The organism is Amycolatopsis lexingtonensis (assembly GCF_014873755.1).
In the GTDB taxonomy this organism is placed as follows: Bacteria; Actinomycetota; Actinomycetes; order Mycobacteriales; family Pseudonocardiaceae; genus Amycolatopsis; species Amycolatopsis lexingtonensis.
In genome coordinates this window covers 10,195,370-10,219,647 of the sequence record NZ_JADBEG010000001.1, presented here as the reverse complement: position 1 = coordinate 10,219,647, position 24,278 = coordinate 10,195,370, and the positions used below count along the sequence as shown (strand labels likewise).

Here is a 24,278-nt window from a genome sequence, read left to right as displayed (position 1 = left end):
ACACCGCCCAAGTTCGCTCACAGCTTCACTCCGCCGGAGTCTTCGCCGTTTCGTCGGTGACCTGCGTCTCCTGGGTTGCCTCGTCGGCGGCGGGCTCGTCCGAGCCGAACAGCTCCGAGAGGTCGACCGCGGCGCCGGAGCCATCGGTCACGGCGGCCTTGCGGACCACCGAGGCGAGGGCCTTGCCGCGGCGGACGTCGGCGTAGATCGCGGTCAGCTGGCCCGACTGCTGGGCGCGCTGGACGTACTCGTCCGGGCTGATGCCGAAGCGCTGGGCCTGGTAGATGATCCGCTCGGTGAGCTCGCCGTCGTTGACCGAAACCTCTTCCTTGTCGGCGATGGTGTCCAGAAGCAGCTGCGTGCGGACGGCCTTCTCCGACTCGGTGCGGGTCTCGCTGTCGAACTCTTCGAGGGTGCGGCCTTCGGCCTCGAGGGCCTTGGCGAACTGGGCCTCGTCGTGGTCGAACGGGTGGATCGCGTCGTGCTTGCGGTTCTCGATCTCGGCGTCGAGGACCTTCTCCGGGATCGGCACCTCGGTGCGCTCCAGGAGCTCGTCGAGCACCTTGTCGCGGGCCTGGACGCCCTGCTGCATCTTCTTGACGCGGCCCAGGCGCTCGCGGAGGTCGCCCTTGAGCTCCTCGATCGTGTCGAACTCGCTCGCCATCTGGGCGAACTCGTCGTCGGCCTCGGGCAGCTCGCGCTGCTTGACCGACTGGACGGTCACGGTCACCTCGGCGTCCTTGCCGGCGTGCTCCCCGGCGACGAGCTGGGTGGTGAACGTCTTGGTCTCGCCGGCGGTCGCGCCCACGATGGCCTCGTCGATGCCGTCGACGAGCTGGCCGGAGCCGATCTCGTAGGACAGCCCGGTGGTGCTCGCCTCCTCGACGGCCTCGCCGTCGACGGTCGCGGACAGATCGATCGAGACGAAGTCGCCGGTCTCGGCCGGGCGCTCGACGCCGGTCAGCGTGCCGAAGCGGGCGCGCAGCTCGTCGAGCTGCTCGTCGACCTCGGCGTCGGTCAGCTCGACGTCGTCGACGGTGACCGCGAAGCCTTCGAGGTCGGGCAGCTCGATCTCCGGGCGCACGTCGACCTCGGCCGTGAACTCCAGGACGTCGCGGTCCTCGAGCTTGGTCACGTCGAACTCGGGGTTGCCGAGCGTGCGGACCTCGTTCTCGCGGACGGCCTCGATGTACTTGGCCGGGATGGCCTCGTTGACGACCTCGTCGAGCACCGGGCCGCGCCCGATCCGGCTTTCCAGGACGCGAGCGGGCGCCTTGCCGGGCCGGAAGCCCGGGATGCGCACCTGCTGGGCGATCTTGCGGTAGGCGCGGTCGAAGTTCGGCTTGAGCTCGTCGAACGGCACCTCGACATTGATCTTGACTCGCGTCGGGCTCAGCTGCTCGACGGTGCTCTTCAAGGTCTTCTCCTCGAGCGGTAACGATTGTGTAGGACAATCCTGCGGAAATGGCCCCGGTCACCTGCAGACCGGGACGTCCGAGTCTAGGCCAGTGGCCCGCGCCGCCGGGCCGGGGGCCACCTGCGGCGTCAGGACCCGAGCATCCGGCCGATCACCCAGCGCATCTGGCCGCTCGCGTGCTCGGCCGAGCCGCTGGGCTGCACCAGGTGGGACAGCAGCAACCGGACGAACGCTTCGACCGCCACCGCCCACTCCGACGGGGTCAGCCGGACCTGGGGGTAGGCGTTCGCGAACAACGCGGCCACGGCGTCGACGGCCCGGCCGAGCACCGCTTCCGGCTGGGAGGTGAGCAACGGGAGGAAGTCGTCGCGGCCGCCCGGCACGCCGCCGAGCGCGATCTGGACCAGCGGGTTGGCGCGGGCGGCTTCGAGGGTGTGCCGGAAGGCCGCGGTGACGCCCTCGACCGGGTCGTCCGGGTGCGCGGCGACGTCGGCGGTGACGCGCGCGGCGAAGCGGTCGGTCTCGGCGAGCATCAGCGCCTCGGCGAGCTCGGCCTTGGAGCCGAGTTCGTTGTAGACGGTCTGCCTGCTGACCCCGACCCGCGCGGCCAGCTTGCCCATCGTCAGCGCGGCCCAGCCGTCCGCGGCGATGACGTCCGCCGCCGCGGCCAGCAGCCGTTCCCGGGTGCGCGCCGGGGCGGGGTGGGTGACGGCCTTCACAAGGCGAGCTTACCCACCGCTAACGTTCCGCTGGCGGGCCCCTTTTTTCGAAGCCTGCCAGAACGTTTACAAACCACGCCGGGTTGTCTACGGTGACTCCCGCCTCGCCAGGAGCTTCTCGACCGAGGAGACCGTTCGATGCCCGTCGTCGAGACCCCGCCGCGCGGCACCGGGACGTCGTCGCCGGTGCCGTCCCGCGCGGTGCGTTCGCCCCGCATCCCGCTCCCCCGCGCGTCGGTGCCGACGCTCCTGCTGTTCGCCGGCGGCGTCACGCTGTGGATCACCGCGACCTGGCTGCTGCTGGGCGGGATCGCGCCGCCGGTGGTCACCGTGCCGCTGCACGCGGTCGTCACCTTCACGATGTTCACCGTGGTGCACGAGTCGGCGCACCACGCGGCCGGGAAGCTGACGTGGGTCAACGAGGTGCTCGGCCGGCTCGCGATGCCGTTCGTCGCCGCCTACTCGTCGTTCCCGCTGCTGCGGTTCATCCACAGCGAACACCACCGCAACACCAACGCGGACTCGCGCACCGACCCGGACGCGTGGACGTCCCAGGGTGCATGGTGGTCGCTGCCGTTCCGGTGGCTGACCATCGACTTCTGGTACGCGCGGTTCTACACCGCCCGCGTCCGGACCCGCCCGCCGCAGGAGCGCGCGGAGACGATCGTCGTGCTGTCGCTGGCGTTCGCCGCGGCCGCGACGCTGATCGCCGACGGCTATGGCGTCGAGCTGCTGCTGGGCTATGTGCTGCCGCAGCGGCTCGGGCTGGCCGTGCTGGCGTGGTGGTTCGACTGGCTGCCGCACCATGGGCTGCCCGCCGCGAAGCCCCGCGACAAGTTCGGCACCACGCGGGTGCGGGTGGGGCTGGAGTGGCTGATGACGCCGATGATGCTGTACCAGAACTACCACCTGGTCCACCATCTTCATCCCGCCGTGCCGTTCTACCGCTACCTGCGGGCGTGGAAGGACAACCGGGACGCGTACCTGGCCCGCGACGTCCCGATCACCACGGCGTGGGGCCGCGAGCTGACCGCGGCGGAGTACCGCGCGTGGCGGCGGCTGACGTGCGACCTCGGCGGCGAACCGGCCCCGGCACCCCCGGCGCTCGGGCCGAGCCGCTTCCACCGGCTGCGGGTGCGCGAGATCCGGCCGCTGACCGCGGACGCCGTCGCGATCACGTTCTACGTCCCGCCACAGCTCAAGGAGGAGTTCCGGTTCACCCCCGGCCAGCACGTGGCGGTCCGCGCGGTGCTCGACGGGCAGCCGGTGCGGCGGACGTACTCGATCTGCGCGCCGGCGGAGTCCGGGGAGCTGCGCATCGCGGTGAAGCGCCGCCCGGGCGGCGCGTTCTCGAGCCACGCGACGACGGCGCTGGCGGAGGGCGACTTCCTCGACGTCCTGCCGCCGTCGGGCGGGTTCACGCACACCCCGGACCCGGCGCGGACCGCGCACTACGTGGCGCTGGCCGCGGGCAGCGGGATCACGCCGGTGCTGTCGATCCTGGTCAGCACGCTGTCGGCGGAGCCGCACAGCAGGGCGACGCTGCTGTACGTGAACACCTCGGGTGCGACGACGCTGTTCGCCAAGGAGCTGACCGCGCTGGCCGAGGGTTTCGGCGGCCGCCTGCACGTCGTGCACTACCGCACCGACGAGCGCGACCCGGACCTGCACGCGCACCGGCCCCGCCAGTTCGACGTGGTCGGCGAGGCGCTGGCCATTTCCCACGAGCGCTACCAGCGCGGCCGCCTCGACGGCACCCGGCTGCGCGCCCTCCTGCAGAACCGCCTCCACCCGGCGAAGGTCGACGAGTGGTTCCTGTGCGGGCCGCGCGGCCTCACGGACATGGCCCGCCGCACGCTGGCGGACGCGGACGTCCCGGAGGAGAGCGTCCACTTCGAACTGTTCCGCGGCGCGGCACCGCTGCGCGACCCAGCGGGGCCGGCGGCCACGGTGGCGGTGACCCTGGGCGGCACGACGACGTCCGTCCCGGCCGCCGCGGGCGAAACGATCCTGGACGCGGCCCTGCGCGTGGGCTTCGAGGTCCCGTACTCCTGCCAGGGCGGCGCGTGCGGCACGTGCCAGGCGACGCTCCTGCACGGGCAGGTCGACATGGACGTCCGCTACGCGCTGACGGAGGACGACGCGGCGGCGGGCCGGATCCTGACGTGCCGGGCCCGGGCGACGACCCCGGAGGTCGCGGTCGACTACGACCGCCGCTGACCTCCGGGGGCCGCCACGCCGTCAGCCGGTTTGGGTGGGCGGGGTTCCCTGGCCGCCGCCCGGCTGGGCGCCCGTCTGGCCTTCCGTCACCGACGTCGCCGTGGCCGTGTCGCCCGACTCCGTCGCCACCACCGTGATCGTGTCCCCGGTCGCCAGGCCCGTCGCCTGCGCCGACGTGATCGTGTACGTCTTCGAGAAGCCGTCGTCGCTCTTCGCCGTCAGCGACGTCGCGCTCAGCTCCGTCACCTCGCCCGTCTGCATGATCTTCGTGACGTAGCCGCCGTTCCCGTCGGAGGACACGTACTCCCCGTGCAACGCCGACCCCAAGCCACCGCCCGGGCCGCCCATCATGCTCCCGGGGCCGCCGTTCATCCCGCCGGGACCCGTGGCCGTGTCGGTCGACGCCGACGACGAAGCGGCCCAGACCGCCGCGCCCCCGCCGGCCACGATCACGGCCGCGACGGCGCCCGCCGCGATCTTCTTGCCCGGGGACCAGCTCGCCCGCGGCGGCGTGCCCGGTGCGGGCGCCGCGCCCCACGTCTGGTCCGGTGTGGACGGTGCCTGCGGTGTGGTCATGGTGGTGCTCCTTAACGAGATCCTTCGGTGCGATCCACGGTGGAGCCCGTCGCTGTGCGCGGACTGTGCCCGCCGTCAGCCGTTCCTGTGACCGGCGGGGATCGGGCGCCATCCACCGCACAGCCGCCTCACAGGCAGCACACAACCCGCACACACGGCCCGGCCGGACGCTGAACCCATGGCCGCGCGAACCGTCTCGTCACGCCCCCGCCGGGGGCGGCTTTCGCTGCGCGCGAAGCTGACCGGGTCGATGGTCGTGCTGCTCACCGTGGTGTGCCTGATCGTCGGCGTCGTCAGCGAGTTCGCGCTGAACCTCTTCCTCACCCGCCAGGTCGACCAGCAGCTGTCCGCCGCGGCGACCCGCTCCCTCGTCTTCGCGAGCAACGCCCGCCCGCCGGACGCCGGCCCGCTGCCCGGCGACCAGGGTCAGCACCCGCTCGGGCAGAACGTCGGCACGGTGAGCGGCACCTTCGACGGACGGCGCCTCGTCCACGACGACAGCATCTCCGAGCACGGCGAGCGCCTGCAGCTGACGGCGGCCCAGCAGGCCGTCCTGCTCTCGGTGCCCGCCGACGGCAAGCCGCACACGGTGTCCCTCGACGACCTCGGCGAGTACCGGCTGATGGCGCTGCCGGTCACCGGCACCGGCGAAGTCGTCGTCACCGGCCTGCCGCTGGCGCCGGTCACCGCCACGCTGGTCACCGTCGGGCTGATCCTGTTCGGCGTCGCGGCCGCGGGCGTCCTCGGCGCGGCCTTCCTCGGCGCGTTCGCGGTCCGCCGCACGCTGCGCCCCCTCGACCGTGTCGCGGCCACCGCCGGGCGCGTCACCGAGCTGCCGCTCGACCGCGGCCAGGTGGCGCTGTCCATCCGCGTCCCGGAGTCCGACACCGACCCGCGCACCGAGGTGGGGCAGGTCGGCTCGGCGCTCAACCTCATGCTCGGCCACGTCGCACAGGCCCTCGAAGCCCGGCACGGCAGCGAGATCCGCGCCCGGCAGTTCGTCGCGGACGCCAGCCACGAGCTGCGGACGCCGCTGGCCGCGATCCGCGGGTACGCCGAGCTGGCCGCCCGCGGCAGCGCGCTGGTGCCGCCCGACGTGGCCCATTCGATGGGCCGCATCCAGTCCGAGGCCGTCCGGATGTCGGCGCTCGTCGAGGACCTCCTCCTGCTCGCCCGGCTCGACGCGGGCCGCCCGCTCGACGTCCGCGACGTCGATCTCACCCGCCTGGTCGCCGACGCGGTCGGCGACGCCCAGGTCGCCGGCCGCGGCCACCGCTGGCTCCTGGAGCTGCCCCCGGACCCGGTCCTGGTGCACGGCGACGTCCAGCGCCTGCACCAGGTGCTGGCGAACCTGCTGGCCAACGCGCGCACGCACACGCCGCCCGGCACCACGGTGGTGACGACGCTGGCCCGCTCGGCTGACGGCAGCGCGGTGCTCACGGTGACCGACGACGGCCCCGGCATCGACCCGGACCTGCTCCCGGAGGTCTTCGAACGGTTCGCGCGCGGCGACTCGTCGCGTTCCCGCACCGCCGGCAGCACCGGGCTCGGCATGGCGATCGCGGCCGCCGTCGTGCTCGCCCACGACGGCACCATCGAGGTGCACAGCCGTCCCGGACGGACCGAGTTCGCGGTGCGCCTGCCGGTGGCCGTGCCCGCACAGCGAGCGCACAGCATCGGCACAACCCGGCCCCAGCTCGGCACCGGAAGCTGATCCCATGACCGCACTCGCGTCACGCGAAACCGTCGTGACCCCTTCTGTTCCCGCACGCCCCACCTGGCACCGCCCGGCTTTGGCCGTCCTCCTGCTCGGCACGGCGGTGCTGTACCTGTGGGGCCTCGGCGCGTCGGGCTGGGCCAACGCCTTCTACTCGGCGGCCGCCCAGGCGGGTTCGCAGAGCTGGAAGGCGCTGTTCTTCGGCTCCAGCGACGCGGCGAACGCGATCACGGTCGACAAGACCCCGGCCGCGCTGTGGGTGATGGGCCTGTCGGCGCGGCTGTTCGGCGTCAACGCGTGGAGCGTCCTGGTGCCGCAGGCGCTGATGGGCGTCGGTTCGGTGTGGCTGCTGTACGCGACGGTCCGCCGGACGTCCGGCCCGGCCGCGGGCCTGGTCGCCGGGCTCGTGCTGGCCCTGACCCCGGCCGCCGCGCTGATGTTCCGCTTCAACAACCCGGACGCGCTGCTGGTGCTGCTCCTGGTCGCGGCCGCGTACTGCGTGGTCCGCGCCGGCGAGAAGGCGAGCCCGCGCTGGCTCGCGCTGGCGGGCGTGGCGGTCGGGTTCGGGTTCCTGGCGAAGATGCTGCAGGCGTTCCTCGTGCTCCCGGCGTTCGCGCTGGCCTACCTGATCGCGGCGCCGGTGCCGCTCGGCAAGCGGCTGCTGCACCTGCTGGGCGCGTTCGTCTCGACGGTGGCCGCCGCGGGCTGGTACCTCTTGGTGGTCGCCCTGTGGCCGGCTGCGGACCGCCCGTTCATCGGCGGCTCCCAGACGAACTCGTTGTGGGAGCTGGTCTTCGGCTACAACGGCTTCGGCCGCATCACGGGCGACGAGGTCGGCAGCGTAGGCGGCGGCGCGGGCCGCGGCTGGGGTTCGACCGGCCTGACCAGGCTCTTCGGCAGCGAGATGGCGGGCGGCATCGCGTGGCTGCTGCCGGCGGCGCTCCTGGCACTGGGCGCGGGTCTGTGGTTCACCCGCCGCGCCCCGCGCACGGACCGCTCCCGCGCGGCGCTGCTCCTGTGGGGCGGCTGGCTCGTGGTGACGGCGCTGGTGTTCAGCTACATGGGCGGCATCATCCACCCGTACTACACGGTGGCACTGGCCCCGCCGATCGCGGCGCTCGTCGGCACGGCGGCGGTCCAGCTGTGGCGCCTGCGTTCGAACCCGGCGGCCTCGGGCCTGTTGAGCGGCGGCGTGGCTCTGACGGCGCTGACGGCGTACCTGGTGCTGTCGGGCTCGACGTGGCAGCCGTGGCTGGCCCCGACGATCCTGGTGGGCGGCCTGCTGGCCGCGGCGGCCCTGTTCTTCGCGGCCCACTTGACCCGCTGGGCGGCTACCGCGGTCGCCGTCCTGGCCCTCGTGGTGACTTTGTCGGGCACCGGCGCGTACACCCTGGCCACAGCGTCGGTGACGCACAGCGGCGCAATCCCGTCGGCAGGCCCGTCATCCGGCTTCGGCGGCCGCGGCCCAGGCGGCTTCGCCGGCGGCGGTCGTGGCGGCGGGCCGGGGTCGCTGCTGAGCACGACCATGCCGGGCGCTTCACTGACGGCGTTGCTGCAGAAGGACGCGTCCCAGTACACGTGGACCGCGGCGACGGTGTTGTCGAACGCCGCCGCCGGGTACCAGTTGGCCAGCGGAGCGCCGGTGATGGCGGTGGGTGGGTTCAACGGGACCGACCCGTACCCGACGCTGGCTCAGTTCCAGCAGTACGTGGCTGATGGCCGGATCCACTACTTCCTCGGTGAAGGCATGACGATGCAGGGCAGCAGCGGCTCGGACGCGGCCCAGCAGATCGCCGAATGGGTGGCCGAAAACTACAAAGCATCCACCGTGGATGGGGTTACCGTCTACGACCTGATCTCGATCGGCTGAACAATCCGGTAACCGATGCCCCGCGGACTGGATATCTCCGATCGCCCGTGGCAAACTCCGGCCTTCTCCGCGACCAGCGGAGAACGCCAGATTCTCGACCGGGCCGGGATATGTTCTGCGGGCGCACGGCTGGCGCCCGAAACGACAGGAGTCCCCAACGGTGAGTCGATACCTCGTGCGACCGGTCCGGCGCGACGACATCGAGCTGCTCAGCGAAAAGTTCGGCGACCGGCACTTCCTCGAGGACCGGCTGAACCGGCAGACGAACGGTCTCGGCGTGCTGTTCACAGCGTGGTCCGGCGACGTCCCGGCCGGGCTGCTCTACCTCTGGCTCGAAGAGGCCGAGGAGCAGGAGATCGCCGCGGCATTGCCGGGCGTCGCACTGCTCACCCATCTGGAAGTCCTGCCGCCGCTGCGCAGCAAGGGCGTCGGCACCGAGTTGATGGACCACGCCGAGCGCTACCTCGAAGACCTTGGCGGCCACGAACAGGTCGCGCTGGCGGTCCACGAGGACAACACCCGCGCCGCCGCGCTGTACGACCGGCTCGGCTATCGGGACTGGGGTGGCGGCAAGATCGTTTGCTACACCTACGAGGTCCAGCCGGACGGCAGCGTCGTCCGCGAGCCGGAGAAGTGCCACGTGCTAGTGAAGGACCTCAAGTCCGCATCGCCGCACGGGGCCGCGACGGCCGGCGTTTCGGCGTAGTGCCGATCCGGCCGTCGACACCGGGCTGAGCGAGGTGTGCGACACCCAGCGCGGCCAAGGCGTGATCGACGCCAAAACCCGAGCGGTGGTCCCTGCGGAGGTCGCCGACGTGCCGGCGCCAGCGCACGGTGTCCGCCTGCCAGGCACGCAGGTACCGCACACACAACTCCGGCGTGATGTGGTGGTTGCGTCCGATCGCGGCTTTGAGGGAGGCGATCATCCGCGCCTTCTGCCCGGGTTCGATCGCCGCCGACTGGACCCGCCTGATGGTCGTCATGATTACTTCCCGCCGGGCGGGGAGGAACTCGCGCCAATAGCCTTCATCGGCGTCAGGTAGTCCCAACCCGTTGTCCAGCAGCGCGTAGACGCCTTCGGCGAGCGTGTCGCCCAATTCTTCACCACGGGCTCGCGAGGCGTCGCGGTACGGGTCGTAAGGGTGCTGGATCGCCGAACCCACAACCGCCGGCGACCGCAGGGTCAGGCCGTCCAAGAGGAAGAACCAGTCTTCGTTGTAGATGTTGGGGAAGAACGAGTCGAACGCGGCTTCGCCGACGACCAGCGCACCGCCGCCGATGAACGTGTCCTGGGCTGCGCCGACATCGCGAAGTGCGTGGCAGACGACCGAGTTGTCCGGCATACCGGCGTTCGCGAGCCCGACGACCGGATGCCTGGCGAGCAGTCCGGCCGCGGCGTCGAGATCGCCGGGATCGGGCAGGACGATGTCGTCGTCGAGGAAGAGGACACGACGCCATCCGGCAACGATCGCGATGAGCAGGCCGAGGTTCCGTTTGAGACTGGTGTCGACCGGCCGGTGGAACCGGCCGGCGCGGAGCAGCTTGTCGGTGCTGAACGTCGGGACGAGCGGTTCGGGAAGCAGATCCACGTCGATGGCCCGCACCCGGGCGCCGGACCGCTTCGCCTCCAGAGCCGCGCTCGAAGCACTGGCCCGCTTGCTGCACAACAACAGCAACGGCACATCGAGCTTCCGAGCCGCCGCGATCGCCTCGGCGAGATACGCCGGGGGCCGCCCGTTGGGCACGATGATCGCGTCCAGCGCGGCAGAGGGTGCCTCGACCGCTTCGACGTGGGTCAGCAGATCTTGGTGCGACTGATGCTGCCGGGCGTTCATCCAGCTTCGGGCCATTCGTGTAGGCGGTACTCGTCGATGCTCCAGTCGGGCGTCAGTCCCTTGCCGTCCACGACGAGGACGCGGCTGATGATGCTGAACAGCTCGTCGTCGCCGAACCGTCCTCGGACGTACGACTCGTTGCGGTCCCGGAAGCGTTCGTCGGTGAGTGCTCTGACCGCACCCAGCGTCCCGCGCCCGTACATGCCATTGCACACGGTCACAGTGCGCTTCCGGTTGAACGGACTCACCCCTCGGTAGAAGTGCGCGACGTCTTCCAGCAGGTGACCGTTCTCATCGAGCTGGGGCTCGATGAGCCGCTCCCGGCCGTTCTCCTTGACCAGGAACCCGCCGTGTTCTGCGTCCGCCTGCCGACCGACTTGAGCCACCGGCAACTCGACCCGCTCGATCACATCGCGGGTCACGGAGTTCCAATCGACACCCCCGAGCAAGATCAAGTGGGTGGTGTAGTCATCCGTGGTCAGCTCGTCGGCGGTGTGGAACGTGACTTTGTTACCGGGGTTCCGCGCACGGATGTGGCCGAACAGTTCGATCAAGGCATCCGGGTCGGCGTACGTGTACAGGGAGACGAAGTCAGCGCTGTCCGGGTCCGTGTAGGGAAGAGACTTCCGGAACTTCTCCGGGAACGGCGCGCAAACTATGGTGACGTCCTGCCCCTTGGGGAAGGTCCAGAGGTCGGCCACTGTCTCGGCCTCTGTCTCGATGCCGTCACGAAGCCACAGCAGCTCGGCGAGCAGCTCCTTCCGCTGGACGCGCTCTTCGTCCGTCAGCTCTTCGAGAGACAGGACCTGAACACGCCCACCGTCGAGGGAGCGCCGTGTCGCGAACAGCGTCGCGTACGCCTCGAGCCGCCGAGCGGGCGGGCGGACGGGTTTGTCGGCGTTCTCCCACGACGAGATTAGGGAGACGCTTAGCGGCCTGCCGGCGCCGAGTGCGTCGGCGAGCTGCGCCTGGGTGATGCCGGCTTCCGGCCAGTGCGTCTCCCGCAGCGCCCTCAATCGACGGGCGAGCGCGGGTCGGGGCGCGATCGGGGACACAACCTCGCCACCCTTTCAGTAAATTTCAGCCCTGCAAACGGGTGCGCTGATACTACTCCCCCTCGACGGGAAACGCTGCGCCGCCTCGCCGGGTTGGCCTACAGCCACGTTACGACCTATCAAAATGGCTGACATCAAACAAGTAACAGCAATCCACGTCCGTTGCTCCAGACCATCTCAGGTCCTACAGTGAAGTTGACTGAACTTCAGTTCATACCTGAAGGCAGGAGCCGGCCATGGACAGCTCAGGCGACATACCCCGGTACCGGATCATCGTGGCGGTCGACATCGAAGGCTCGACGACGCGGACCAACCCGGCTCGAGCTCAGCTCCGCACCGCCCTCTTCGAGTTGCTCGACGAGGCCTTCCTGGCCGGCGGGATCACCAAGAAGTACCGCGACGGATTCGTCGACCGCGGCGATGGCGCGCTCTGCCTGATCCGCCCGGTCGACCAGGCACCCAAGCCCGTCCTGTTCGCCACCGTCATGCCCGCGCTGTCCGAACTCCTCGAAAAGCACGCCGAGAACCGGCCGGATCTGGCCTTCCGGCTGCGCGTCGCCGTACACGCCGGAGAGGTGCACTACGACTCTCGCGGACCCTACGGAGAGGACATCGACATCGCCTGCCGGTTCGTCGACGCCCCCGAGCTCAAGCGTCGGCTGCGTATCAGCGCCCAGCCCATCGCGCTCGTCGTTTCGGCGGAGATGCACCGGTCGGTCGTCCGGCACGGCTACCCGGGCATCCACCAGGACGACTTCATCCAAGTGGTGCACGTCAAAGTCGGTGCTCAACGGCTCCGCGGGTGGTTCCACACCCCAGAAGCGACCCAGGACGGAGAAGGTCTGACCGCTTAGGACCGCGAAGGAGGTGGGGATGGTGGAACCGACGAGCTTCTGGGCCGGGCTGACCCCGGCCGACCAGCGGGCGCTGGCGGAGGCGGCCACGCGGCGCTCCTACCGGCACGGCGACACTTTGTGCCGGGAAGGCGACCGCTCGAACGTCGTGCTCGTGCTCCTCGCCGGGCACGCGCGGATCCTCTACGGCACACCGGACGGACGCGAGGTCATCGCCGCGGTGCGCGGGGCAGGGGATGTCATCGGGGAGCTCGCCGCGATCGACAAGCTGCCGCGGTCGGCGACGGTGGAGGCACTCGAAGACCTCGAAATTCTCGAGGTACCCGGCGATCGGTTCGCCACACTGTGCCGGACGCGGTCGCGGATGTCCTGGGCGCTTCTGCTCGTCCTCTCCACCCGGCTGCGGTCCGTCGGCAAGCAGTGGCTGGACGTGGGGGGCGGGGCCACCGCGCGGCGGGTCGCCGCTCAGCTCATGCAGCTGGCGATCCAGCACGGCGTGGCGCGCGGACGGGACATCGAAATCGCCGTTCCGGCCACCCAGGCCGAGCTGGCCATGACCGCCGCGATCTCCCGGGAGTCCTGGGCGCGCGCGACGCGCGACCTGCGGCGGCAAGGGGTGATCAGCACCGGCCGGAGACAGGTCACGATCCACCGCCTGGCCGAACTTCGACGTCTTGCGAGCTGAATCCCGCCTTCTGAGTCACCTGACACACAAGGCGCGGCATTCCGGAGGTTTCCTGGATCCACCGAGGAGGAGGGCACTCATGGACCCCAACACCACCGCCGCACCGCGCGGCAGCCGCTGGCGCCGCGGCGTCTACGCCGCCGGGCTGGTCATCCCGTTCACCGCGTCCCAGTTGTGGGCACTGCTGGTGCTGCTGCGGCTCGCGCCGCTCGAAGGCCTCGTCGGCCAGGCCGTCGTGCTCGTCCTGATGGGATCCGTCGCCGCGATCTGGGCGGGGTGGCGGTGGACCTGGCGGCTCGGCAAGGACAAGGACGTTCAGCCCGCCCCCAAGACCCGGATCCCGACATGACGTCCGCGCCGGCGATCGTCGCGGCCATCGTGGCCGCCACCGGCGCCGGACGTCTCCTCAAGCACCTCGGCGGCGTTTTCCGCCGCCGGCCAACCGAAAGGAGCACGGAGATGACCAGCAGGCAGCCATCGTTCCCGCTGCGGATTTACCACTGGCGGTGGGAGATCCTGGCCGTCACGCTGCTCCCCTACGGCGTCGTGACCTTCGCGCTGTGGGCGGGTCCGCTGTGGGCGTCGCTGCTCCTGGCCGGCACGCTCGGCTGGGCGGTGCTGCGCCGGCGCCAGGTCCGCGCCCGGTTCAAGGCGGTGGCGCTGCAGCACCGGCTGCGTGCGGTGTTCCCGCACCTGCGCCTGCCCGGCGGCCGGCCGACCATCCTGTGGAGCCGTCCCCGCGGCGGTGACGTCGTCGTGTCGCTGTACGGGCGCGAGGCCTTCGACCACCTGCACCGCCACCGCTCGGTCCTGGCGGCGGCGTGCTCGGTGCCGGAGGTCTACGTCGACCGGCACCCGCGGTACGCGAGCCTGGTGACGCTCACGATCAGCGCGGACGCGCCGAAGCGCGAGCCGGGCCGGGCTTCCCTGCCGAGCAACGTCGTGCCGCTGCGCGCCCACAGCTGAGCACTGCGCCCGGTGTCCCGCGTCTCGGGCACCGGGCGCGGCACACAGCTACCGCACAGAGAGATCACACGATCACCAAAGCGGCACCCGCGACCGTAGGGGCATGACAGCCACCGCCCCCGCACCGCGGCCCGGGACCGTCCCGGTCGACCTGGCCGGCCCGCGGCCCGTTCTCGACGTCGTCATCCCGGTCTACAACGAAGAGGCCGACCTCGAACCGTGCATCCGACGGCTGCACGCGCACCTGGCCGAACACGTCTCCTACCCCTACCGGATCACCGTCGCCGACAACGCGAGCACCGACGCGACGCTGCAGGTGGCGGAAAGACTGGCCCGCGAGTTCCCCGAGGTGGCCGTCCACCACCTCGACGAGAAGGGCCGCGGCCGCGCGCTCAACGCCGTCTGGCGAGCGTCCGACGCCGCTGTCCTCGCCTACATGGACGTCGACCTCTCCACCGATCTCGCCGCGCTCGGGCCGCTCGTCGCGCCCCTGCTGTCCGGGCATTCGGATCTCGCCATCGGCAGCAGGCTCGCCCGGGGGGCGCGAGTGGTGCGCGGGCCGAAGCGCGAGTTCATTTCCCGGTGCTACAACCTGATCCTCCGCTCGACGCTGGCCGCGAAGTTCAGCGACGCGCAGTGCGGGTTCAAGGCGATCCGCGCTGACGTCGCCCGCGAGCTGCTCCCGCACGTGGTGGACACCGGGTGGTTCTTCGACACCGAACTGCTCGTCCTGGCGCAGCGCGCCGGGCTGCGGATCCACGAGGTGCCGGTCGACTGGGTCGACGACCCGGACTCGTCGGTCAACATCGTCAAGACCGCCACCGAGGACCTCAAGGGCATCGCCCGCGTCACGAAGGCCACTTTCACCGGCGAGATCCCGGTCAGCAAGCTGCGCGAGCAGCTCGGCCGCCAGCCGATCGGCGTCGACGCGCCGGGGGTGCCGCCGCGGCTGGTCACGCAGCTGGTGCGGTTCGCCGCGATCGGCGTCAGCAGCACGCTCGCCTACCTCGTGCTGTTCCTGCTGCTGCGGACCGTCGTCGGCGCGCAGGCGGCGAACTTCGCGTCGCTGCTGGTGACGGCGATCGGGAACACCGCGCTGAACCGGCGGCTCACGTTCGGCATCCGCGGCCGCACCGGCGCCGGGCGGCACCAGTTCGAAGGGCTGATCGTGTTCGGCCTCGGCCTGGCGCTCACGAGCGGCTCGCTGGCCCTGCTCAACGGGTCCACCACGCCCGGCCTCGTCCTGGAGATCACCGTGCTCGTGCTGGCGAACCTCGCCGCCACGGTGCTCCGCTTCCTGCTCCTGCGCGGCTGGGTCTTCAACCCGCGCCGCCAGGCCACCCAGAAGGAGTTCTGATGACCGCCGTCCTGTCCGGTCCCGTGACGCGGGAACCGCGCCACCGCAGGGATTCCGTGGCGCACGCGCCGCCGCGCTGGGTCCGGCCGGCGGTGTTCGGGCTGCTGGCCGCGACCGCCGTCCTCTACTTCTGGAACCTGACCGCGTCCGGTTACGGCAACTCGTTCTACGCGGCGGCCGTGCAGTCCGGGACGCAGAGCTGGAAGGCGTGGCTGTTCGGGTCGCTCGACTCGGGCAACGTCCTGACCGTCGACAAGCCGCCGGCCGCGTTGTGGGTCGGCACGGCGTTCGCGCGGATCTTCGGGTTCTCGAGCTTCACCGTGCTGGCGCCGCAAGCGCTTATGGGTGTCGCTTCGGTCGGGATCCTGTACCTGACGGTGAAGCGGACCGCCGGCCCGGTCGCCGGGCTGCTGGCGGGCGCGGTGCTCGCGGTGACGCCGGTGGCGGCGCTGATGTTCCGGTTCAACAACCCGGACGCGCTGCTCGTCCTGATCATGGTCGCGGGTGCGTACTTCGTCGTGCGCGCCACGGAAAAGGCGAGCCCGGGGTGGCTCGCGCTGGCCGGTGCCGCGATCGGGTTCGGCTTCCTGACGAAGATGATGCAGGCGTTCCTGGTGCTGCCGGCGTTCGGGCTGGCGTACCTGCTCGCGGCACCGGCGTCGCTGGGCAAGCGGCTGCTGCACCTCGGCGGCGCGGTCGTCTCGCTGGTCGTTTCGGCGGGCTGGTTCGTCGCGCTGGTCGAGCTGTGGCCGGCGTCGTCGCGGCCCTACATCGGCGGGTCCGAAGGGGACAGTCTGCTCGAACTCGCGTTGGGCTACAACGGTTTGGGTCGTATCTTCGGCGGCGAGGGCAACGGCGGCATGGGCGGTGGTGGCATGGGCGGCAACACCGGGTTCGGCGGGTCGACCGGCCTGTTCCGGATGTTCGGCGCCAGCTTCGGCACGGAGATCTCCTGGCTGCTGCCCGCCGCGCTGATCGGGCTGGTCGCCGGGCTGTGGTTCACCCGCCGCGCGCCCCGCACCGACCGCACCCGGCTGGCGCTGGTCCTGTGGGGCGGCTGGCTGGTCGTGACGGCGCTGGTGTTCAGCTTCATGAGCGGCACGGTCCACCCGTACTACTCGGTGGCGCTCGCGCCGGCGATCGCCGGGCTGGTCGCGATTTCGGGCCGTGCGCTGTGGCAGGGCCGGGGAAATCTCGCGCCGCGGGCGACGCTGGCCGGGATGGTCGTGGCGACGGCGGTGTGGTCGTTCATCCTGCTGGACCGGACGCCGGACTGGTTCCCGGCGCTGAAGTGGATCGTCGCGGTGCTGGGCGTACTGACCGGCACGGTGCTGGTGATGGGCGTGCCCGCGGCTCGCCGGCTGGTCGCCGTAGTGGCGGCGGTGCTGGTCCTGACCATCGGGGTGTCGTCCGCGGCGTACGGCGTCGAGACGGCGTCGGTGGCCCACAGCGGCTCGATCCCGACGTCCGGCCCGACGTCGAGCGGCTTCGGCGCCGGCGGTGGTTTCGGTGGTGAGGATTCGTCGTCGAGCGCGATCGGTTCGCTGCTGGCCAAGACGACGACCAAGTGGGCCGCGGCGACGACGGGTTCGCAGAGCGCGGCGTCGTTGGAACTGGCCAGCGGCAAGGCGGTGATCGGGATCGGCGGCTGGAGCGGCTCGGACCCGGCGCCGACGCTGGACGAGTTCAAGGCGTACGTGGCGGCGGGCGAGATCAAGTACTACGTCGAAGGAGGCCGGGGTGGTGGGCCCGGCGGTGGTTCGTCGGAGATCACGGATTGGGTGACGGCGAACTTCACCGCCACCACGGTCGACGGCCAGACGGTGTACGACCTGCAGAGCTGACCGCACGCACCAAGGGGGCGTGAGCGCGATCCGGCGCTCACGCCCACTTCGCGCGCAGATGGTGGCTCACATCGCCGACGAGGTCCACCGTCGCCCGGCGCTCCGTGAATTGCCAGCCGGTCTCCGTCTACGTGAAGCGGTCGGCGTAGTGGCCCGCCGCGATCGTCTGCAGCGGGAATCCCGGGACGGCCTGCAGCACCGTGAAGTAAGCACTCCCCGCAGCCGTCGGCCCGGTCACCTCCACGGCCACGTTCGTCGTCACGTGCTTCGTGCGGGGTGTGCCGTCCTCGTACACAATCACCGTGTCGCGCAGCATTCGCTCCGCCGCCGCGCCCCGCAGCGATCCTCCGCTGCCCATGAACAACTGCCCCGGTAGTCGTCCACAAAACGATCTTACAGAGAAAGTATAAGTACCTTCCGTAGCTTGGCGGCGAACGGCGGCAGGGGGCCGCTGGTCAGGGGGTGCACCATGGATCGACGAAAGCTGCTCAAGATCGGCGTCGCCACCGTCGCCGGGGCCGTTCTTCTCGAAGGGACCGCCACCGCCGACACCGGACTCCCGCCGGTGCCGGGGATGCAAGGGGACCGGCGGGCCAACGAACTCTGATACCAGCTCGACGAAATCGCGCTGTACCACCCGTCTCAGGAGGTCCAGGACGCCTATTCCGTCCTCTTCCCCTTCATCCGGCTGAACGCGCCGGAAGGCCTGTACGAAAAGTGGCGGGCGCTGAGCCTGGAACCGGGCTACCCCGGGAACTACGCCGAGTTCGTCAAGCCCGTCGAACAGCCGCTGCGAACGCTCTCGACCTTGCAACTGGGGAACTTCGACCGCTTCTACCGCGGGGACGAACCGGGCCTCATCGGCGCGTTCGCCGCTTTCGGGCAGGGGGTGCTCTTCGACCCGCGACGGGCGCCCGTCGAGTCGGAGGTGCACACCATGGACGGTGATCCGCCGAACGGGTACCACTTCTGGCACGCCGTCCAGCGCGCGCAGATGCTCCTGGACATCGACCGGCGGCGGTGGGCCGCGATCGATCCGCTGCTCGGGTTCGCCTGGGCGCTGCAGTCGATCGCGAAACCTGACCACCGGCACGTCAACCCCGGCCTGCCGCGGGAGCAGGTCCGCGCGCTGGCCCGCTACTGGCTGCCGCGGTCTCCTCGACAACTCGACAGGGACTTCCGGTCGGCGCCCTACCCCGCCTGAACTCCCAGCACCCGCTGGTACGCCGCCCGCAGCTCCGGGCCCGGCTCGATGCCGAGTCGCTCGGCCAGCAACGCCCGGCCGTGGTGATAGGCCTCGATCGCGTCCGCCTGGCGGCCGCTCGCGCAGAGCCCGGCCATGAGCAGGGCCCTGGCGCGTTCCCGCAGCGGGTGTTCGAGGACGAGCGCGGTCGCGTCGGGCACCGCCCGCAAGTGTTCGCCCGACGCCACTTCCGCCTCGATCCGGCCTTCCAGGACCGCCAGCCGGAGTTCCTCGAAGCGCGCCGACTCGCCCGCGCGCAACGGCTCGGCGACGTCGGCGAGCACCGGGCCGCGCCACAGCTCCAGTGCGGCGCGAAACGCCTTCGCCGCGGGGCCCGGCCGTCCCGCGCGCAGGTCGTTGTGGCCCGTCTCGGCCAGCCGCTCGAACTCCTCGGCGTCGACCGTGCCGCACGGGGTCAGCAGGTAGCCGCCGCCCGAGCGGACGAGCCGGGCGGGCCGGCCCAGCGCGGTGCGCAGGCGGGAGACGTACGTGCACACCTGCGCGTCCACGGTCGACGGCCGCTCGGCGTCCCACAGCAGCGAAACCAGCCGCTCGTCGGGCACCACCCGACCGCGGGCCAGCAGCAACGCCGCCAGCAGCGTCCTCGGCGTGCGCCCGCCGAGCACCGCCGGGCGGCCGTCGGCACGCGACACCGCCAGCGGCCCGAGCATCCGGAACTCCATGCCCCCACCCCGTTCCCACCGTACGCGGAACAGCACAGCGAAGTCTCAGACGGCCCACAGGTTCGGCGCGGATCATGGCAGTCAGAGGGGATGAGGAGGCCGCGATGATCACCACCCGTCCGGGGTACCCGCGCTGGCACACCGCGAGCGCGCAGGGCCCCCGCTCGCTCAACGCCGACGCCGTCGGGGCGTACGCCGCCGCCGGTGGGCCCGGCGTCGTCTTCGCGCTCGCCGACGGGGTCGGCGACGATCCCGCCGCGGCCAAAGCCGCCCGTGCCGCCGCCGCGGCCGCCGCTCGGACTCCGGTCCACAAAGGACCGGTCGAGGCCGTGCTCGCCGCGCAGCGCGCCGTGCGCGAGCAGACCGGCGGGGACGCCGTGCTCGTCGTCGCGATGCCCGCCGGGCACGGCGGCTACCGCATCGCCTGGGTCGGCGACGCCCGCGCGTACTCCTGGGACGGCACCACGCTCTCGCGGCTGACCACCGACCACACGCTCGCGGAGTACTTCCGCGCTCGCCACCAGCCGGTGACGCCGCGGATGGAGCACGTCGTCACGACCAGCGTCCGCACCGCCGAACCGCACGAGATCGGCACGGCGGAGACCACGAGCGCGGGCCTGCTGCTGACCAGCGACGGCATCCACAAGCCGCTCGCCGGCAGCGGCATCCGCGCCGTGCTGGCCCAGCCGGGCACCGGTGCCGCCGAACTCGTCGAGGCGGCGCTGGCCCGCGGCGGCTCCGACAACGCGACCGCCATCTACGTCGAACCCCTGGAGGCCGGCGCCACGACGGTGCGATTTCCCGTCGCCGCGTGACGCCGGTTAGCCGCGTTTCAGCTGCCGGTACTCGCGCAGCACGAGGACGATGATCACGACGTCCAGCGCGGCGAAGAACGGGAGCGCGATCGAGTGGGTGTGCACGGCCCGGAAGATCTCGTAGACCACGAAGGCGGCGAGGATGACGGCCGCCACGGGGTAGGCGCGGACGATCTTCCGGGCCAGCGCCCACACCAGGCCGAGCTTGATGAGCCCGTGGGCGAGCAGGTAGGCGACGGCGAACGTCTTGGTGTCGCCGTCGATGAAGTTCTCGGTCGCCGACTGGAGGTGCCGCGCCAGCGTGCCCGAGGGGTCGCCGAGCAGGTCACGGGTGATCACGGCGTGGGTGAAGCCGCTGACGGCCGACGCCGGGATGAAGGCGAGGATCAGGGCCCCGACGACCTGCAGAGCGCCGTCGAGGCCCTTGATCGCGATGGCGATCCGGAAGAACTTCTCCGTCGCCGTGGTCTTCGCTTCCGTCATGCTCCCAGCTCAGCACAAACCGCAGGTCAGCGCACCTGGGACAGAGCGGGCGGAACGGACGTCGTGCCCCATTCCGTGGGAGCGTCGCTCAGCGAGAACCGGATCTTGCCCGCGCGGAGCAGGTCCGCGTGAGAGATCCAGCTGCGGTCGTAACCGCGCGACCCGATCCGGACGTCCTTTGTGTACTGGAGCTTCGCCGCGCTCGCGCCGGGTGCCTCGATCTCGATCTTGCGGCCGCCGGCCGGGCGGATCTCGACCTTCTCGAACATCGGCGTGCTGAGCAGGTACGTCCCGGAGCCGGGCTGGGCTTCGAAGACGCCGGTCATGCCGAAGACGAGCCACGACGAGATGGTGCCGAGGTCGTCGTTGCCGGGCATGCCGTACGGCGTGTCGGTGAAGAGCGTCCGCGCCGCGCGCAGCACGGCCGAGGTCTTCCACGGCGCGCCCGTCCAGCTGTACATCCAGGGCGCGTGCAGGTCGGGTTCGTTGTTCGGGTTGAAGGCGAAGTTGTTGTGGTAGTCGTACGCGCCGTGGACCCACGAGTCCTTGGCGGCCTTCGCCGGGTCGGTCAGCAGCAGCGGGATGTCGAAGAACGTGTCGAGCCGCTTTTCGGCCTGCGCCGGGCCGCCCATCAGGCCGAACAGTTTCGCGGTGTCCTGCTGGGCGAGCCACTGGTACTGCCACGGCGTGCCTTCGTGGAAGCCGGTCGACTGCGCCGGGTCGGGGTCGCCCACGCCGGTGCCGTCCGCCGCGCGCGTGCGCGGGAACCCGGTGAAGCCGTGGGATTCGACGCTGGTGTCCCACAGTTTCGCGAAGTTGCCGCAGCGCGCGGAAAGCGTCGCCACCTTGTCGCGGTAGCCCAGCCCGGCCGCCATGGTCGACAGCGCGCAGTCGGCGAGGGCGTACTCGAGGGTCGCCGAGCCGGCCTGGCGGGTGTCACCGTAGGTGTAGCCCGGGAGGTCCTGGTAGCCGATCCAGCCGTTCTTCACGTAGCTCGGGTTGCCGTCGCGGCCGCGGAAGATCGACTGGTCCTTCGGGACTTCGTTGGCGTTGCGCCACAACGCGTCGAAGAGCTGACGCGCGGTCTTGTCGTCCAGGATGCCGCGGCGGTAGTTGTCGACCACCCACGGCGTGACGGGGTCGCCGCTCATCACGTTCGTCTCGCCGCCGCCCAGCGCCCAGCGCGGGACCCAGCCGCCGTCCTGGTAGATCTTGAGGACGGACTTGGTCATGTCCGCGGCCTTGTCCGGGTGCAGCAGCGCGACGAGCTGGTTCTGCGAACGGTAGGTGTCCCAGAGCGAGAACATCTGGTAGTACGTGTCCCGGCTCCGGTGCACGGCGTCGTCGAAGCCGCGGTAGGAACCGTCCACATCGGACCCGACGGACGGGTGCAGCAGCGACCGGTACAGCGCGCTGTAGTAGGTGCGCTGGTCGGCGGTCGTCCCGCCGGCGACGCGCAGCCGGTTCAGCTCGTCCTTCCACGTGTCGTGAGCCGCGTTGCGCGCCTTGTCGAACGACCGGGGCTGCTCGGCGGCGCGGTTCAGCCGGGCGCCGTCGATCGAGGTGTAGGACAGGCCGACGGAGGCGCCGACCTGCTTCTTGTCGCTGCCGAAGGTCAGCCACGCGCCGGTGCGCTGGGAGCCGAGCTTCGCGTCACGCTGGTTCGGCGTCAGCTTCGAGTCCGTCCAGGTGCCGAAGCCGGTGAACGCGCGGTCGAACTTGGCGCTGAAGAAGACCTTGTAGCGCTCCTTCTGCGTCTCCCAGCAGAAGTTGCCGCCCTGCAGCCAGCCCTCGACGGTGTCGTCGCCGACGACGTGGACGTCACCGGCGTAGGTGTAGCCGTTGCTCTCGCCGACCTCGATGAGGACGTTCTGGCTCGCGCCGTCCGGGAAGGTGTAGCGGTGCTGGCCGGTGCGCTGGGTGGCGGTCAGCTCGGCTTCGACGCCGTTGCCGAGCTTGACGCCGTAGTACCCGGGCCCGCGGGTCTCGTCGGCGTGGCTGAACTTCGCGCCGTACTGCGCGGGATCGCTGCTGGTCACGGCACCGGTGGTGGGCATGAAGCGGAAGTTGCCCATCGTCTGGCAGCCGACACCGGAGAGGTGGGTGTGGCTGAAGCCGAGGGTCGTGTCCTGGGCGTAGTCGTAGGACGCGTACTTCTTGAGCTGGGTGTCCGGGCTGAGCTGGACCATCCCGAACGGGGTGGTGGCGCCCGGGAAGGTGGTGCCGTCCCCGTTGTTGCCGATCGAGGTGTCGACGAGCGTGGTGGGGTCGTCGGCGAATCTCGGCCCGGCGGCTTGCGCGGGCGTCGCGAGGGCCAGCGTCGTGGCTCCGGCGAGCAGGGTGGCAAGGACGCGCGTCCGCGTTCCCATCCGTGTCCTCCTGACAACGTTGTCACATCAACGGTGAGATCCTTTCCGTTGTCCGGTGGACATTGCAAGCCCCGGACGTCGGCTCAGCTCAGGTGCGTCACGTGCCCGTCGAGGATGGTCGCCGTCACCGGGAGGTTCCGCAGGTCGGACGGCGACAGCGTCGACGGGTCCGTCGCCGTCACCATCAGGTCCGCGACGTCCCCCACCGCCACTCCGCGGCGGCCGCCCGAAGAGGCCGCCAGCGCCTCGGTGAACGGGATCGACTGCTCCGGGTGCCACGGCGGCCGCTCGTCGTCGGTCCGGGCGACGGCCGAGGCGATGCCGTCCCACGGGTCGAGGGGCGCGACCGGGGCGTCCGAGCCGAACTCCAGGCGGGCGCCCGACTCCAGCAGCGAACGGTACGGAAACGCCCGCTCAGTCCGGCCGTGCCAGTAGCGGTCCGCGACGTCCCGGTCGTCCGGCTGGTGGGCGGGCTGGATCGACGCCACCAGGCCCAAAGCCGCGAACCGGGGGATGTCTGACGCCGAGAGCAGCTGGGCGTGCTCGATGCGGCCCGGGCAGCCGAGCTCCTCGAACGCGTCCAGCGCGATCGTGTTGGCGTGGTCGCCGATCGCGTGGACCGCCGGGAGCAGGCCGTGGTCGAAAGCCCGCCGCATCAACGGAAGCAGCGCGGCGGGCGGGAGTTCGAGCAGTCCCGGTGACTCGCTGCCGGGGTACGGGTCGTGGCAGTAGGCCGTGCGGGTGTTGAGGGAGCCGTCCACGAAGAGCTTGAACGGGCCGACCGTGAGGCGCCCGCCGGCGTCCGGGAGGACGTCGCCCGTGCGGTGGCCGCGCTCGATGGTCTGGTCCAGCAGGTGCTTCGCGATCACGCACGAGACCCGGGTCGCCGGGGTGCCCCGGCGGGTCCAGTCCGCCACCGTGTCCGCGTACTCGTAGTCGACGATCTGCGTGACGCCGCGGGCGGCCGCCGCGGCGAGCGCTTCCGCGACCCACGCGTCCTGGGTGTCGATCGACGCGGTCGGGAGCTGGGCCGTCGCGCTCATGCAGTCGGCCTCCAGCAGGACGCCGGTCGGGTGGTCGCGGCCGATCAGCTTCAGGGCCGCCGGGCTCAGCCAGAGCGTGTGGAGGTCCGCGCTGAACAACGCGACCGCGCGGCCGGGGAGCGCGCGCTGCAGCATGTCCTTGTGCGGCAGGTCCGGCCACAGCCCGTCGCGGAAGCCCGCGCCCACCACCAGCTCCGTCTGCGGGGCCGGCGTCGCCAGCAGGTGCGCCAGCAGCAGTTCGATGGCCTGCGCCGCCGACCGGGCCGCGTCCAGGGGGATGCGACGGCGGGACGTCGCCCACTGCACGACGTGGACGTGCGCGTCCACCAAACCCGGCAGCAGCGTGCCGCCGTGGCCGTCGACCACCCGCGCGGCGAACCCGGGCGCCCCCGGCTCGGTGATCGCCGTGACGCGGCCGTCGTTGACCCGGACGTCCGCGAGCTCGCCGCCGAGCCCGGGGCGCACGCGGCGCAGCAGGAGATCGTCCATGCCGTTACCTTGCCAGCCGGACCCCATCCGGGTGAAGC

The 24,278-nt window shown here is 71.2% G+C and carries 23 protein-coding genes; 13 read left to right on the top strand and 10 right to left on the bottom strand.

The window, feature by feature from the left end; all coding sequences use genetic code 11:
* Positions 1 to 25: 25 nt before the first annotated feature.
* Both tig and H4696_RS46960 read right to left on the bottom strand, forming a co-directional pair.
* On the bottom strand, positions 26 to 1,417 hold the full coding sequence (gene tig, locus H4696_RS46965; protein WP_086862898.1) for a trigger factor: 1,392 nt from the start codon (positions 1,415 to 1,417) through the stop codon (positions 26 to 28).
* A 128-nt stretch (positions 1,418 to 1,545) separates the two neighbouring features.
* Positions 1,546 to 2,136, bottom strand: coding sequence for a TetR family transcriptional regulator (locus tag H4696_RS46960; RefSeq protein ID WP_192782926.1), 591 nt, complete (start codon positions 2,134 to 2,136; stop codon positions 1,546 to 1,548).
* Positions 2,137 to 2,274: 138 nt separating this feature from the next.
* On the opposite strand from H4696_RS46960, the gene H4696_RS46955 reads away from it, so the two are divergent.
* Positions 2,275 to 4,356: a fatty acid desaturase gene (locus H4696_RS46955; protein WP_086861928.1), complete on the top strand. Its 2,082-nt coding sequence runs from the start codon at positions 2,275 to 2,277 to the stop codon at positions 4,354 to 4,356.
* A gap of 21 nt (positions 4,357 to 4,377) precedes the next feature.
* On the opposite strand, the gene H4696_RS46950 is transcribed toward H4696_RS46955, so the two are convergent.
* The gene (locus H4696_RS46950) at positions 4,378 to 4,932 is read right to left on the bottom strand and encodes a hypothetical protein (protein ID WP_086861929.1); all 555 of its coding nucleotides are present in this window, start codon (positions 4,930 to 4,932) and stop codon (positions 4,378 to 4,380) included.
* 178 nt (positions 4,933 to 5,110) lie between these two features.
* On the opposite strand from H4696_RS46950, the gene H4696_RS46945 reads away from it, so the two are divergent.
* From H4696_RS46945 to H4696_RS46935, 3 genes are all read left to right on the top strand, one after another.
* Positions 5,111 to 6,646, top strand: a complete 1,536-nt coding sequence (locus H4696_RS46945) for a sensor histidine kinase (protein ID WP_086861930.1) — start codon at positions 5,111 to 5,113, stop codon at positions 6,644 to 6,646.
* Positions 6,647 to 6,650: 4 nt separating this feature from the next.
* Positions 6,651 to 8,519: an ArnT family glycosyltransferase gene (locus H4696_RS46940; protein ID WP_192782925.1), complete on the top strand. Its 1,869-nt coding sequence runs from the start codon at positions 6,651 to 6,653 to the stop codon at positions 8,517 to 8,519.
* Between the two features lie 160 nt (positions 8,520 to 8,679).
* Positions 8,680 to 9,225: a GNAT family N-acetyltransferase gene (locus tag H4696_RS46935; protein ID WP_249027061.1), complete on the top strand. Its 546-nt coding sequence runs from the start codon at positions 8,680 to 8,682 to the stop codon at positions 9,223 to 9,225.
* Here H4696_RS46935 and H4696_RS46930 read toward each other — a convergent pair.
* Complete coding sequence (locus tag H4696_RS46930; RefSeq protein WP_192782924.1) at positions 9,176 to 10,354, bottom strand: hypothetical protein; 1,179 nt, start codon at positions 10,352 to 10,354, stop codon at positions 9,176 to 9,178. The genes H4696_RS46935 and H4696_RS46930 overlap by 50 nt on opposite strands.
* Entirely contained in the window at positions 10,351 to 11,409 is a 1,059-nt protein-coding gene (locus tag H4696_RS46925; RefSeq protein ID WP_086863225.1) for a helix-turn-helix domain-containing protein, read from the bottom strand. Before H4696_RS46925 ends, H4696_RS46930 begins: the two co-directional genes overlap by 4 nt.
* Before the next feature lie 236 nt (positions 11,410 to 11,645).
* On the opposite strand from H4696_RS46925, the gene H4696_RS46920 reads away from it, so the two are divergent.
* The 6 genes from H4696_RS46920 to H4696_RS46895 all read left to right on the top strand — a co-directional run bounded on the left by H4696_RS46920 (position 11,646) and on the right by H4696_RS46895 (position 17,115).
* On the top strand, positions 11,646 to 12,263 hold the full coding sequence (locus H4696_RS46920; protein WP_086863226.1) for a hypothetical protein: 618 nt from the start codon (positions 11,646 to 11,648) through the stop codon (positions 12,261 to 12,263).
* Between the two features lie 19 nt (positions 12,264 to 12,282).
* Complete coding sequence (locus tag H4696_RS46915; RefSeq protein ID WP_225956012.1) at positions 12,283 to 12,948, top strand: Crp/Fnr family transcriptional regulator; 666 nt, start codon at positions 12,283 to 12,285, stop codon at positions 12,946 to 12,948.
* Positions 12,949 to 13,027: 79 nt separating this feature from the next.
* Entirely contained in the window at positions 13,028 to 13,297 is a 270-nt protein-coding gene (locus H4696_RS46910) for a hypothetical protein (RefSeq protein WP_086863228.1), read from the top strand.
* Entirely contained in the window at positions 13,294 to 13,914 is a 621-nt protein-coding gene (locus tag H4696_RS46905) for a hypothetical protein (RefSeq protein ID WP_192782923.1), read from the top strand. The genes H4696_RS46910 and H4696_RS46905 overlap by 4 nt, the downstream gene beginning before the upstream one ends.
* Positions 13,915 to 14,017: 103 nt before the next feature.
* A complete protein-coding gene (locus tag H4696_RS46900) occupies positions 14,018 to 15,271 on the top strand; it encodes a bifunctional glycosyltransferase family 2/GtrA family protein (protein ID WP_192782922.1) in 1,254 nt (417 codons plus the stop codon).
* Positions 15,271 to 17,115 carry a glycosyltransferase family 39 protein gene (locus tag H4696_RS46895; protein WP_192782921.1) on the top strand — a complete coding sequence of 615 codons (1,845 nt, stop codon included), beginning with the start codon at positions 15,271 to 15,273 and terminating at the stop codon, positions 17,113 to 17,115. Before H4696_RS46900 ends, H4696_RS46895 begins: the two co-directional genes overlap by 1 nt.
* A 127-nt stretch (positions 17,116 to 17,242) precedes the next feature.
* On the opposite strand, the gene H4696_RS46890 is transcribed toward H4696_RS46895, so the two are convergent.
* The gene (locus H4696_RS46890) at positions 17,243 to 17,473 is read right to left on the bottom strand and encodes a nuclear transport factor 2 family protein (RefSeq protein WP_225956011.1); all 231 of its coding nucleotides are present in this window, start codon (positions 17,471 to 17,473) and stop codon (positions 17,243 to 17,245) included.
* 111 nt (positions 17,474 to 17,584) lie between these two features.
* On the opposite strand from H4696_RS46890, the gene H4696_RS50580 reads away from it, so the two are divergent.
* Together H4696_RS50580 and H4696_RS50575 are read left to right on the top strand one after the other, a co-directional pair.
* On the top strand, positions 17,585 to 17,722 hold the full coding sequence (locus tag H4696_RS50580; protein WP_225956010.1) for a hypothetical protein: 138 nt from the start codon (positions 17,585 to 17,587) through the stop codon (positions 17,720 to 17,722).
* 201 nt (positions 17,723 to 17,923) lie between these two features.
* Complete coding sequence (locus H4696_RS50575; protein ID WP_225956009.1) at positions 17,924 to 18,319, top strand: hypothetical protein; 396 nt, start codon at positions 17,924 to 17,926, stop codon at positions 18,317 to 18,319.
* Here the strand turns inward: H4696_RS50575 and H4696_RS46880 are convergent.
* The gene (locus tag H4696_RS46880; protein WP_086863769.1) at positions 18,307 to 19,041 is read right to left on the bottom strand and encodes an AfsR/SARP family transcriptional regulator; all 735 of its coding nucleotides are present in this window, start codon (positions 19,039 to 19,041) and stop codon (positions 18,307 to 18,309) included. The genes H4696_RS50575 and H4696_RS46880 overlap by 13 nt on opposite strands.
* Before the next feature lie 104 nt (positions 19,042 to 19,145).
* On the opposite strand from H4696_RS46880, the gene H4696_RS46875 reads away from it, so the two are divergent.
* Positions 19,146 to 19,856 carry a PP2C family protein-serine/threonine phosphatase gene (locus tag H4696_RS46875; RefSeq protein WP_086863768.1) on the top strand — a complete coding sequence of 237 codons (711 nt, stop codon included), beginning with the start codon at positions 19,146 to 19,148 and terminating at the stop codon, positions 19,854 to 19,856.
* Between the two features lie 6 nt (positions 19,857 to 19,862).
* On the opposite strand, the gene H4696_RS46870 is transcribed toward H4696_RS46875, so the two are convergent.
* The 3 genes from H4696_RS46870 to H4696_RS46860 form a co-directional block, all read right to left on the bottom strand.
* The gene (locus H4696_RS46870; protein WP_086863767.1) at positions 19,863 to 20,339 is read right to left on the bottom strand and encodes a DUF2127 domain-containing protein; all 477 of its coding nucleotides are present in this window, start codon (positions 20,337 to 20,339) and stop codon (positions 19,863 to 19,865) included.
* A 26-nt stretch (positions 20,340 to 20,365) separates the two neighbouring features.
* Positions 20,366 to 22,708 (bottom strand): GH92 family glycosyl hydrolase, encoded by a 2,343-nt coding sequence (locus tag H4696_RS46865; protein ID WP_225956008.1) that lies wholly within the window; start codon positions 22,706 to 22,708, stop codon positions 20,366 to 20,368.
* A gap of 83 nt (positions 22,709 to 22,791) precedes the next feature.
* On the bottom strand, positions 22,792 to 24,240 hold the full coding sequence (locus H4696_RS46860; RefSeq protein WP_086863766.1) for an amidohydrolase: 1,449 nt from the start codon (positions 24,238 to 24,240) through the stop codon (positions 22,792 to 22,794).
* Between the last annotated feature and the right edge of the window lie 38 nt (positions 24,241 to 24,278).